Below are 12,737 nucleotides of genomic sequence, written 5' to 3'. Positions count from 1 at the left end.
TTTTTAATAAGTTTATAGTAATTTGTAAAGACAATTTTTCCTGTTTCCTCGCTCTTCTAGAAACAGTTACCATATAAGTGTCTATAATTTTCCGCTATATTAATAGGGTACATTACATTAACAACCTAACCAAAAATTATTTATGAAAAAAAATTACATTTTACTTTTTTTATTGCTCTTTTCTCTATTTGTTCCTGCTCAAAATGTAGGAATTACCGAAATCATTTCGCCAGATACAGATTATAACTGCGCAAATATTTCTGAAACATTCACTGTTAGGATAAAACCAGATTATAGTTCAGGCTATAACGGAATAGTGCCCTGTTTTTATCAATTAAATGGTGATGCTATAGTTCAAGAAGACTTTAATTTTATCTCATCTTTAAATCTAAACATCGGTTTTTCACAGGAGATTAGTCCTATTCAAGGAATGAACACTTTGCGAGTTTGGACAGATTTACCAGGAGATTCAGATCCTTCTAACAACGAAGTTACCATCCAATTTGATCTTACTCTGAATAATCCCGCAACACCTTGGTCAGAAGATATTGAGAGTTTTACTCCTAACGCTACTCCCGGAGATAATATAGCTTGTTGGGAATTTTATTCGATTGATTTAAATGGGCAACCTGACACCTACTCCACATGGGGAATTGTTGATGTAAATACTTTATCAAATGCTCCAACACCAGTAAACGGAACGAAGGTTTTTTCACCTACTCGGAGATCTAATCTTTTTAGTAAAATCCATTTAGTTAGTCCGGAGATAGATATTAGCACATTAAGTTTAGCCGAATTAAGTTTTGATTATCATGTGTATGGACAATATCAAAGTCCCGTAACTATCGATATTTATCATAACGGAACATGGACAAATACTATTGGAAGCATAACCGAAGAAGAAAGGCAATTGGAAATAAGTGATCCTTGGAAAAAGAAAACGATTTTATTAGATGGATATGATGGCGTTGTCAAAATTCGATTTACATATTCTGACACTGATTGGGTTAGTTGGTATTCTGGAGATTATAGTAATACAAATTTTACAGGAATTGATATGATTGAAGTAAAGGAAGCTCCTGCTTGTCCTTCCCCAAAAAATCTTGCAATTAGTTACGAAGAAATTACAAAAGAATCTGCAAACATCACTTGGAATGCTGGACATATAGAAACGAATTGGGAAATAGAATATGGTCCAATTGGTTTTACGCCAGGAACTGGAACAATTATACAGACTTCTCAAGCTTCTTATATGCTTACTGGACTAACGGCAGGAACAGATTATGATGTATATGTACAAGCTGTATGTGGAGCAATGGTTGGTGATAATGATAGTGCACTCGTAGCTTCAAGTTTTCAAACGGTTTGTTCTTTTATGGCACCTTGGACAGAAGATGTTGAATCGCAATCAGGAACCACAAGAGGAATTATAAATAATTGTTGGAAAACGGATCGATATGACACACATTTATACCGTTGGGATATTGTGAACAATGGTGGTGGAACTACTAGTGTTAATACTGGACCTTCACAAGCGTATGAAGGAACTAATTATTTTCATATTGAATCGTCTCATATTAATGGCGGTAATAGTTTTATTATTGCTGCTAGCGCTGTTACCACTATCTATTCGCCTTTTATAGATGTATCGAGTTTGTCAGCTCCTGCTTTGAAGTTTTATTATCATATGTATGGAGTTAATATAGGTACCTTGAAAGTTGATGTTTTTAGTAATGGAAGTTGGACACAAGATGTACACGTTATTTCTGGACAACAACAAACTGCTAGCAATGATCCTTGGTTAAGTGCACTTGTAGATTTGAGTGCTTTTTCTGGTGAAATAAGGCTCCGATTTACAGCTATGCCAAGCGCTACTGCTGCACATTCAAGTGATATAGCTATTGATCAAATTCAGGTTGATGAATTTCAAGTATTATCGACTTCTGAAGTGAATTTAGATTTAGGAATTGTTTTGTATCCAAACCCAGTAGATGATTTTGTGAATATACAATCCAAAGAACATATTGATTCCATTAAACTATTTAATATAGAAGGGAAAATGTTGTTGAATTTTTATCCAGCAGTAAATGAAGACATCAAAATTCCTGTATCGAAGTTTGAAGCAGGAATGTATTTTATTGAAATAACGAGCAAACAAAAAAAGGAAGTGTTTAAAATGTTGAAACGCTAATAAATTGTTTTTTTACGTACTCTTTGTTAAAAGAAATTTCAATCCACTTTTTATGTGTATTCTAAAGAAATACTACACTTTGCATGATTAAAAAAATATTGTTTTGATTTAGTTTTATCGTAATTAATCTTTAAAATTTTTTATTATGAAAAAACAACATTTAAATTCATTACAATTAAACAAAAGAGCTGTTTCTAACTTTAAGTCTAATGAAGTAACAGGAGGTAGAAAGATAACTTTAACGATAGCTAAATCGTGCTATGGTATTTGCCATAGTGATCTTTGTAATACAACTAATTAAGTTTTAAAAAAAGAGAACATTTATAAGTTTTACTTTATAAATGTTCTCTTTTTCAATTTTCTATGATTATAAACTTATCCTTTTTTTGAATTGATTTTCTCTTCTATACATTTTACACCATTGTTATTTTTCCTTTTTAGATGTTTGTTCTCCATTAAAACCCCAATTTTCTAATTGCACTTCATCAATGACTATATGTGTGGTTTTTGGATCTTTGTCTAATACATCTACTAACAATTTTGTAACTCCTTCTATTAATTGAAGTTTTTCTTGTTTTGTAACTTGTTCGTCTGTGATTTTGATATTTACGTATGGCATAATTTTATGATTTTAAGCGTTTGTATTAATCCCATTTTGAGTTTGTTGTTATTGCATGGTTTCCTGCTCCTGTAAAGAATAAGGTGATAGCTCCAAATAAGTATAGTGCTTGCAATTCTATTGCCCAGCCACCAAATTGATTGAGCGCAAATATGTCTGAACTGTGTGCGAGTAATATTGCTACGAGAAAGTTAAAAGCAACAATCAAACTATTGAGTCTAACTTTATATCCTATTAGAATAAGAATAGGCGCTATAATTTCTCCAACAAAAACTCCATAGGCTAAAAGACTTGGAATTTGATATCCTTGCAATAGTCCTTTTACAAAGGCATAATTAGAACTCATATTAGCTATACCATGAAATAAGATGAGTATTCCAATGGTACATCTTAGTACTAACAATCCTATGTTGTTGTACTGTTCCTTTTTTTGTGCATCCATTTTTAATTGTTTTTAAATTAGTATGATGCAAAATTCAGTGATTGAATGTCAATCCAATAGGAGCTGAATCACTATTTTGATGTGATGTATGTCACTTTTGTGAGCTGTTTTAGCGTGAGAAGAGTGATTTATGAACTAAACTTTCTTTTAAGTTTTTGCCAAAATGAAGTATGCTCGTTTTTGTAACTCGTATTTTTTCTTAAACTTTGTAGTGAAACATTACCTTCGTACTTGTTTCTTTTCAAGTCAGCGTAATAGTAGTCTTGAAACGTTTTTAAATTATCCCAATTCGAAAAGCTCTGATAATCTTTAGAGGAATCATATTTTTTATCAACTTCTAATTGTCCAATTTTTTCAAATTCCGTTTCTGATTTTTTGAAATGTTGTGCATAATACCAACTTATCTTTTTTCTAGGTCTAAATTCAGTTTTTCCAAATTGCTCTAACCCAAACAAAATAGTAGAGTTTTCGAAGTCTTCTAAGTTAGGTTTATCAGTTTTTTTTATGTTAGTAACAGCAATTAAATTTAGTCCAAGTTCAGTTTCTTTTTCCGATTCTAGAACAAAAACACCACAAAAATCTCCGTTAGTTAATTTGAAAACTAAACAGTCTCCTTTTTCAAAAATTGCATTTCTTATTTTTTTTACTTTTCGCTTTCTGGCAGTTTTCTTTTCAGTCGATATTTTTTCAAGAAAGTTCTCTAATACTTTTTTCCGTTTTGTTACGTCAGATTGAGAAGACTCCAATTCTTTCCATAATTCAATGTCCTTTCCAGACGCAACAATGTCTTTAATTCGATTGAATATTTCTGGTTCAAGTGCTTTACATTCCCATTGAGATTTGGCTATGGTAATCCAAAAATTATTTTGGTCTTCGTAAGAGTCAATTAGCTCCTTATTTTCTTTGATTAACTTTTTTGTAATTGCAGGAACTTTCATTCCTTGATTGTATAATTCAAAGAATTTGTAGTTTATATCTTCGTAAACATCATTTGAAGAAATTCCTGTTCCGTAAGTTCCCATAAGCGGTTTTTAATATTGTTTTTAACGATCTCATCGTGTATTTCAGTAACTAAATTAGCCTAACATACAAGTCAGAGTAATTTTTAACAGTCTGTACATTCTGGATCAGTCAGACATTTGATATCATATTTCAAGAATAATTGCTTTTCAATTTCTCTGGCAGAAATAAAAGATTCTCGATTAATTTTATTGTACAAGTTACTCATTTCAACACTTAATTTTAAGAATTGTTCTTCCCATTCAGGCAGATTAAATATTGTGTCTAGTAAAGCTTTCACTTCAGTATTATTATTGCATAGCGCTATTATTTTTTCACGAAACACTTTTTCATTACCATCTTTAGTCCATTCTACTAATGCTTCATAAAAAGGCATTTTTATTTTTCTATTATTCAAATGAGCATTTCTTAAACTTTCAAATTCTATTGGGATGTCTAAATTTAAAAGTTTTTTAGTTCTTAGTTTTATTAAATCAAACTGCTGTTGTGCAAATTCTTGATAATCTTTTTTCGTAAGCCCTTTTTTATTGAAAGGAAAGATTGATAATGGTTTAAATTCATTGAAATACCCTTTATCCATTGAAGGGAAATTAACCAATAAAGGAATAATCTGATTTAGCTTTTCTTTTGTGAATTTTAAATTGTTACTCTGAATTTCACCAAGACATCCAATTGCTGTTTCAAATTTTACTGTATACCTTCCCTTTCCATAATTTGATTGTGCATTTAGAGTACATGTCAATCCAAGTAGCATTAGTATCAGAGTTAGTTTTTTCATTAATATAGCTAAAGATTTTGTGTATGGTTTTGTTTATTTTTTCATAAGGAATTTCAGTTTTCCTTTTTTTAATTGATATTCAATTTCCTCAAAATTCCTATTTTCAATTATTTCCTTTTCTTTTGCGTCAAGAACAAAACTTACTTTAGTTATCCAAGTATTTGAAACATTCGAAAAGTCAGATTCTATTTCTTTTTCATCTGAGTCAATTTCAATTTCATAATCGTTTGTAAGTATGGTTATTTTAGTTCCACGTATTGTTTTTAAATTCAGATGACTCAGAATAGTAGAATTCATAAATAAAAACCCGTTTAACTCCTGAAAACTTACCCAAATTTGGCCTTGTTTTGATTCTGCGATTTTAATTCCAGAAATATTTTTAATTTTCTTTTCAGTATGGGTATCAACGTGTAATCTTTCCATTGCTCTTATATTTCCAAGAGCTGCTAAAATTTCATCTTTTTTACTTAAAATGTTCATTGCATTCAATTTTCACGTGCGTTCTATAAATGATTACTAACGTTTGTGTATGATTAGTTGTGTACTTAGGGATTAAAGTTAGCAAATAAATCACAGATAGAAAGTCCGCGAGGACTTTCATTACTTGACTAAAACCAGCAATTAATTATACACGACTTGCTACAGGTTTTATTTTATAATTCTATTTCCTCCGCGAGTATTCTTATTACATCATATTTTCCAATTAATGCTATTGCACTATTTATGCTAGGTCGTACTTGCTCATGTGATTTAAATTGAATAAGCAAAGATTCCATAAACGCAGTAAAATCAGTTTTAGGGTCATAATTTATCATTCCAGCATCTTTTGCTGGTATCAGTATTTGTTTGATAAGCGTTCTTACTTGATTTATTTTTTCGTTCAACTCATTACTCTTATCACTTAAAATTTGCTGTACAGGTTGCACACTTACTAAGGCAGCATGATTTACTTGTTTGCGTTTTTGTGTGCGTTTTTCAGTAGGGAAGCTATAACTGGATATTAGGGAAGCTCTATATCCTGCTATTTCTGCGCATTGGGTGAAATTATATTTTTCGAAAATTGATTCTAGTTCTTCTAACCAATGTAGCCATTTTTTTAAGATATTGCTTTCTTGTTTTCCGAAAGAAGTCACAATGGCTGGAATTTCAAATAATTTTTCTTGAAGAACATTTGCTGGTTCAATAACTGATTTTTTCATAATTATTCAGGTAATAGTCGAGACTCTATATCTCCATTAGTATTTTCGGAAGTATGCCATTCCATACCGTCTTCAAATAATTTCATTTTAATTCGAATAATATTTTCGCTAGGTATTTCCCGTAACTTTGAAGCTTCAACAACTACATTTGCATCTTCTAATTGATTTGTTGATTCTTTAGTTTGAATACTGTTGTATAATTTTTCTTTTAACGAATTTTGGAATACTATTTTAGTTTTTTGAATATCCCTAACTTTTAGTTTATCGGATTGTATTCCTCTTATAAAAACATCACTCATTTTTTCTTCATACTTTTTATAAGCTTTTTCTTTTGAGATGCTTGCTTTCATGTTTTGTTCTAATTCTCTAGAAATACTTGCTATATCAGAATTGAGGAATTTTGATGTCTTTCTAGAAAAAGAAGAAACTTTTGCTACCTCTTTCATTGTGTTATAACAATGCGAATTGAATGATTTGTTATCAATAGGTTGGTAATCTTTTACTGGGCTTTCATTGAAGCTATCTATTGCAACTGGTATGTCCAACTCTATGTCTTGCGCTCTAAATCTTGGGATTGAAAAATGTTTTAATAAATCATCATTAGCATAAGCTTTCGCGACCCTGGCAGACTCTATGTCTGCCATTACTCGCGCTTGATTTATGCTAGAGATTAATGTTCCTAAATAATCATTTAGCTTTATCATAATTTACTGTTTTTAGGTTAGGCTGCTTCGTTAACACTTGCAATACTATCTTCTAGCATTGTTAGAATTCTATCAAGTCCAGCTGGAATTTCATCATTTACAACACGTACATGAACACCTAAATTATATGTTTTTTCTACGTTTGTTCCTCTAGAGGTTGATCTTTTGTATGATGCGCTTGCTTTAAAATTAACAACCTTGTAATTAATCCCTAAAGAAGCTGAAGCTGCAAATTCACTAGAAACATTTGATGTTTCTGTTGAAGTAAGCTTCGCATTAAAGTCTATTGTCATTTCTTCTATACGTAATGCAGGAATAGTTAACATCGTTAGAAAAGGAACTTTTATTTCAACCGTTTTATCTATAAAATCAGTTCCTGCATCGTTAGGGACAGACTTTATGTATTTGAAATCAACATATCTTAATTTAGATGGATCTGTTCCAGATTCAAAACCTACTTCTTGAATAAATTGAACTTGGGACATCGCTGCTGCATGTTGAGCTTGCACAGCTGCTTGTAATGGACCTCCAATATAATTATTGAAATCCAAACTGTTTAATTCTGCTACTAAATTTGGCATAATAAAAAATTTTAATTTTCCCTACTCTTTATAAAATTCGGATTTTCGGGTTACTCCTTAGATTTTAAAATCAATTATAAATTTAGATAGTCAACAGATCTAAATTTATAGCAAGTTGATAATCGGAGTACTTGAATCGATTATGTGTTTACTTTAACTGATTAATCAAAATAAGGAAAGAAGTAAATAACAAATCAAGCTTAGCAAACCCTTGTTTTAAAAGGTGTTTGAACATTTTTTAATCAAATTGTTTCAGAAAAAAAAATACTTCATTATACTGTGTGGCAATGTATGAATAACTAGAATTTCTGTTATTTTTATGATGACTAAACCTTTTTTTATAGAAGTTCAATACTAATTATGACTACAATAATCATATTCAAAGTTAAAATCATCTATTGACTTTTATAGCGAACTCACGCTAATTAAGAATTTAACCTACTCAGCGTTTCTCTTGAAACACCTAAATAAGCTGCAATCATTTTTTTAGGGACGCGTTGAAAGAGCTTAGGATATTGCTCAAGCAACATTTCATATTGTTCTTTTGTTGAATTTTTGAGTAGTGATAAGACTCTGTTTTGAAGCGCAATTCGTCCCATCTTACTTTTTTTTGCCCAGAAGCGTTCCATTTTGTGCATTTCTGCAGTTAGCTTTTCTCTATTTTCATACGTAATGTATAAGAGTTCACTATCCTCAATGCAATCAATAGAGATTTTAGATTTTGTTTGTTTTATAAAGGCTTCATAATCTGTAATCCACCAGTTTTCCATTCCAAATTGAAGAATGTGTTCTTTTCCTCTGTCTGTGATAAAATAACTTTTGAGACAGCCTTTTATGATCCAATATTCTCTGTTTACATATTCACCTTCTTGAACAATGTATTGATGTTTCCGTTTTTTTATTTGTTGAAAATGACTCAACACAAAATTGAATTCTTCATCTGTGAGATGAATGATTTCTTCAATATGTTGGCGCAACGGATGTGTCATTTTAATTGCATTTTTTTATATGAATCGAAACTACTTCTTTCTCGATTAAAATCAAAATCAATAAAAAAAGCATTCTAAAGTAAATTAGAATGCTTTTTGATATGTTGTCGGTTTTTTAGTTTATCGTTCTGTAACGATGAATTCACTTCGTCTGTTTAGTTGGTGTTCTTCTTCAGAACATTTTACACCATTGCTACATTTGTTAACGTGGCGTGTTTCTCCGTAACCAGCTCCGATGAGTCTGCTTGCGTCAATTCCTCTTGAAACGATGTATGCACGTGTAGATTCGTTTCTACGTTGTGATAGCTTCATGTTGTAACTATCAGTTCCACGACTATCCGTATGCGAGCGTACGTCGATTTTAAGTGTTGGGTATTTTTTCATCACAGTGACTACTTTTTCTAATTCCGCCGCAGCGTCAGGACGAATATTAGATTTATCAAAGTCAAAGTATATGATTGGAATGTTTAAGATTTTCGCTAAATCATCACCAACTTCAAAAGGAACTTCTTCTTTTTCAAGTAGTAAAACTGTTGAACGCACTCCTGGTTCTTCTTGTTTTGGCAATAATACTTCCGCAGTGTTGTAATCTTTTTTAGATCCTCTTACAAAGTATACTTCCTCACATTCAAGAATTGTTTTGAATCTGAAATTACCTTGATCGTCACTATACGTATTTTCTAATTCTGTATTGTCATTGCTGAATAGTTTTACTTGTGCTCCTGCAAGAATTTCATTCGTTTTGCTGTCTTTTATGACACCTACAAGTTCTTGCTCACATTCCCATTGAATTGGTTTCATTTCTACGAATGAGTAGATATCATCATCACCTTGTCCGCCATCACGATTGGACGCAAAGTATCCTTTTTTAGTTTTTGTATTGATGATGAATGAGAAGTCGTCTACAGGACTGTTTACTGGTTCACCAACATTGTAAATTATTTGTTCTTCATCATCTAAACGCATTACAAAAATATCCAATCCTCCAAGACCTACATGTCCGTCTGATGAAAAGTATAGTTCATTGTCTTTGCTTATGAACGGGAAGTTTTCGCGTGCTTCTGTGTTGATTCCTTTTCCTAAGTTTTTTGGCTCACCAAAAGTTCCATCATCATTAATATCAACCACAAATAAATCTGACTGACCAACTGTTCCTGGCATGTCTGAAGCGAAATATAATTTTTTCTCGTCTACGCTTAACGCTGGATGAGCAACTGAGTATAAATCACTGTTAAATGGTAATTCTTCAATGTTTGTCCAACGATCATCTTCGCGTGTTGCTCTGAATATTTTTAGTTTGTTGATTCCTTTTCTGTCTTTTTTGTACTTCCCTTTGTAATAGTTGTTACGCGTAAAGTACATTGTGTTTCCATCTTTGGTAAACACTGTAGTAGACTCGTGGTATTTTGTATTGAGTTTACTTGAGAACTTGTCAACATTTGCTAAGCTTCCATTGTCTGCAACTTCAGCTCCGTATAAGTCTAAGAATGGACGTGCATTCCATTTGTGTTTGTATCGTTTTGCTACACCTGTATCTCTTGCTGATGAGAATACTAAGTTGTTTTCTAGATAGAATGATGGTGCAAAGTCTGAATAAGGAGAGTTTACGCCTAAGTTTGTGATACGAAAACGACCTGATTGTTCTGCAATTTGATCTAGATAGTTTCGTGTGTTTATGAATTTGTTTCCTCTGATATCACTTCCTGTAAGCTTGCTAAATTCCTGCATTTTTTGATCAGATTCTGCATAACGTTTTTCTGATTTTAATGCTTGTGCGTAACGAAAGTAATATTCTGGTGCTACTTCTTCACCTAGTTTGAATAGTTCGTCATACCATTTTGCTGCGCTTGCTAAATCGGCATTGTAGTAGTATGCGTTTCCTAGTTTTTCAAACAGTTCTTTTGATTTGTACCCTTCTTCCGCAACTTCTTCATAGATTTCTATGGCGTTGATAAAAGCATAGCTATCATATTTTTTATCTGCTTTGTCAAGTTTTCGTTCTTGGGCATAACCAACAAGTACGAATAAAGACAGTACAGTGTATATGAGATATTTTGTTCGTGTCATCATAGTTAGTTTTAGAAGAATCTTGGTGAGATTATTTTGTCGCGGTTATTGAATAGTTCGAAACGTAAGAAGACTTCGTACGAACCATCATTGAAATTTGTATTTCCTAGTTCGGTAGTTTCACGATCATACGCAAAACCGACCATAAAACTGTCTGATAGTTGCAATCCGACCAATCCACTAAAGGCGGCACTCCATCTGTAGGCGGCTCCTAGTGTTAGTTTATCATTGATTAAGAAGTTGGCTGATAAATCTGCCTGTAAAGGCGCTCCAGATACTGCTTTGAATAGTACTGCTGGTTTAAATTGTACACTATCACTCATATCAAAAACATATCCACCAATTAGGTAAAAATTGATACGTTCTTTTGCTACAGATAGTGAAGATTCATCAAAGTGTTTTGTTTCTAATAAGTTTGGTGCTGATAATCCAACATACCATTTTTCAGAGTTTCTATAGTAAATTCCCGCTCCTACATTTGGAGAGAATTTGTTGTCTATATTACTCTGCAATAAAGCATCATTAGGATTGTATTGATTTAAACAGTCAAAACATACATCTAATAAGTGTCCTCCGGCTTTTATTCCGAAAGATAGTTTTCCTTGTTCAGATGTTTTTACTGTATACGAGAAATCTACATCAAAATAGGTTTCATCGGTTGGTCCTAATTGATCATTAACAATTGAGACTCCCAATCCTACTTTTCCTGTTCTTCCTATTGGTGTATGCAAGTTTAGTGTTTGCGTGCGTGGTGCACCTTCTAAACCTACCCATTGTGAACGATGTAATCCCGCAATACTAAGTACTCCTCTCGATCCGGCATAGGCTGGATTGATAGTCATGGTATTATACATGTACTGCGTATACTGAGCGTCCTGTTGTCCGTTCATTTCTATGGAAAATACAGTGCTCAATAAGACTATGATGATGATGATTTTATTTCTCATTATAGTATGGTATGTTTTTGTTTATTAGTTATAGCGTACATACTACCGAAATAGTATGTACGCTTGTATTGTTTATCGTTGTATGTATAAGTAACCGGCTCTACTTTTGTTTACACCGTTGGCTACATAGTCTACAACGTAGTAATATGTTCCTACTGGTAACAGTTTGTTCTTCTGAATTGTAACTCGACCGTTAGATATTCCTGTGAAATAGTTTCCATTTTGTCCATATCCTTGTGTCTCGTATACTAGCACTCCCCATCTGTTATAGATACGTACTTGGTTGTCTGGGAATAATTCGATGTTTCTTATTGTAAACACATCGTTATCTCCATCTCCGTTTGGCGTTACCGCGTTGAAGATTTCCAAGTCATCCTCTGAAGGATTCGAGTTGTTTGGTTCTAGGTAATCTGGAATATCATTACCATTGGCATCCGTTGCATCACTACTATCTCCATCTCCGTTTGGATCTGGGTTTTCGTCTGATGTAGGAAGTCCATCACCATCATCGTCGTCATCTCTATAATCTTGATCTTCTGTTCCATCTGTATCAGGTAAATCATCTGTTGGATCGTCTACAGCTGCTCCATTTGGATCACCATACCCAGAAGTGTCTCCATCATATGCATCATCTACTCCATCGTTGTCAACATCATTTCCTGATGGTACTACATCTGGAATTCCGTCTCCATCATAATCATGACCTTCTACACTGTCTAATGCTCCATCATTATCACTATCGGTATCCGTGTAATCTGGGTTATCAGTTCCATCCGTATTTACTGGATCAATTCCTTCTCCAGATCCTGGTGTTACTTCATATGCATCATCTAGTCCGTTACCATCAGTGTCCATTCCGCTTGGTGGAATATATCCGTCTGTTGATTGACCTTCAACGTTATCTAAGATACCATCGTCGTCACTATCTTGATCTAGATAGTCAGGGATTCCATCTCCATCAGTATCAACAGGCATTGTTGGATCATTACCAGCTTCCACTGTATCAATAATTCCATCATTATCACTGTCAATATCTAAGAAGTCAGGGATTCCGTCTCCATCAGTATCTTGAGTTCCTTCAAGATCATTTGGTATACCATCTCCATCACAGTCACCTTCTATCCATTCTAAACTTTGTGTTAAAGATATATCATCTCCATTTAAGTCACATGGATCGTTAGGATCTGTTGGTGTTTCGCC

13 protein-coding genes are annotated in these 12,737 nt (G+C 32.9%); 1 reads left to right on the top strand and 12 read right to left on the bottom strand.

Translation table 11 applies throughout. The features are described from left to right. Positions 1-142 precede the first annotated feature (142 nt). The gene (locus ACRBBL_RS03855; RefSeq protein WP_431367701.1) at positions 143-2,191 is read left to right on the top strand and encodes a T9SS type A sorting domain-containing protein; all 2,049 of its coding nucleotides are present in this window, start codon (positions 143-145) and stop codon (positions 2,189-2,191) included. 424 nt (positions 2,192-2,615) lie between these two features. Here ACRBBL_RS03855 and ACRBBL_RS03850 read toward each other — a convergent pair whose 3' ends face one another. The 12 genes from ACRBBL_RS03850 to ACRBBL_RS03795 all read right to left on the bottom strand — a co-directional run. Next, positions 2,616-2,810 carry a tautomerase family protein gene (locus ACRBBL_RS03850; RefSeq protein ID WP_431367700.1) on the bottom strand — a complete coding sequence of 65 codons (195 nt, stop codon included), beginning with the start codon at positions 2,808-2,810 and terminating at the stop codon, positions 2,616-2,618. Positions 2,811-2,835: 25 nt separating this feature from the next. Further along, the gene (locus tag ACRBBL_RS03845; protein WP_431367699.1) at positions 2,836-3,252 is read right to left on the bottom strand and encodes a DoxX family protein; all 417 of its coding nucleotides are present in this window, start codon (positions 3,250-3,252) and stop codon (positions 2,836-2,838) included. Between the two features lie 128 nt (positions 3,253-3,380). After that, positions 3,381-4,274, bottom strand: coding sequence for a hypothetical protein (locus ACRBBL_RS03840; RefSeq protein ID WP_431367698.1), 894 nt, complete (start codon positions 4,272-4,274; stop codon positions 3,381-3,383). An 83-nt stretch (positions 4,275-4,357) separates the two neighbouring features. After that, positions 4,358-5,050 carry a hypothetical protein gene (locus ACRBBL_RS03835; RefSeq protein WP_431367697.1) on the bottom strand — a complete coding sequence of 231 codons (693 nt, stop codon included), beginning with the start codon at positions 5,048-5,050 and terminating at the stop codon, positions 4,358-4,360. A gap of 33 nt (positions 5,051-5,083) precedes the next feature. Then, positions 5,084-5,530: a hypothetical protein gene (locus tag ACRBBL_RS03830; RefSeq protein ID WP_431367696.1), complete on the bottom strand. Its 447-nt coding sequence runs from the start codon at positions 5,528-5,530 to the stop codon at positions 5,084-5,086. A 173-nt stretch (positions 5,531-5,703) separates the two neighbouring features. Then, on the bottom strand, positions 5,704-6,249 hold the full coding sequence (locus ACRBBL_RS03825) for a hypothetical protein (protein ID WP_431367695.1): 546 nt from the start codon (positions 6,247-6,249) through the stop codon (positions 5,704-5,706). Positions 6,250-6,251: 2 nt separating this feature from the next. After that, complete coding sequence (locus tag ACRBBL_RS03820; protein ID WP_431367694.1) at positions 6,252-6,953, bottom strand: hypothetical protein; 702 nt, start codon at positions 6,951-6,953, stop codon at positions 6,252-6,254. Between the two features lie 17 nt (positions 6,954-6,970). After that, positions 6,971-7,534 (bottom strand): DUF2589 domain-containing protein, encoded by a 564-nt coding sequence (locus tag ACRBBL_RS03815; RefSeq protein WP_431367693.1) that lies wholly within the window; start codon positions 7,532-7,534, stop codon positions 6,971-6,973. Between the two features lie 425 nt (positions 7,535-7,959). Next, entirely contained in the window at positions 7,960-8,523 is a 564-nt protein-coding gene (locus tag ACRBBL_RS03810) for a Crp/Fnr family transcriptional regulator (protein ID WP_431367692.1), read from the bottom strand. A 120-nt stretch (positions 8,524-8,643) separates the two neighbouring features. After that, a complete protein-coding gene (locus ACRBBL_RS03805; protein ID WP_431367691.1) occupies positions 8,644-10,590 on the bottom strand; it encodes an OmpA family protein in 1,947 nt (648 codons plus the stop codon). Between the two features lie 11 nt (positions 10,591-10,601). After that, the gene (locus tag ACRBBL_RS03800) at positions 10,602-11,537 is read right to left on the bottom strand and encodes a PorP/SprF family type IX secretion system membrane protein (RefSeq protein WP_431367690.1); all 936 of its coding nucleotides are present in this window, start codon (positions 11,535-11,537) and stop codon (positions 10,602-10,604) included. Between the two features lie 72 nt (positions 11,538-11,609). Further along, the coding region (locus ACRBBL_RS03795; RefSeq protein WP_431367689.1) for a gliding motility-associated C-terminal domain-containing protein at positions 11,610-12,737 on the bottom strand (1,128 nt) is incomplete at its 5' end.

It is taken from the genome of Kordia sp., assembly GCF_050633145.1.
GTDB lineage: Bacteria > Bacteroidota > Bacteroidia > Flavobacteriales > Flavobacteriaceae > Kordia.
This window is presented reverse-complemented; position numbering and strand designations above follow the sequence as displayed.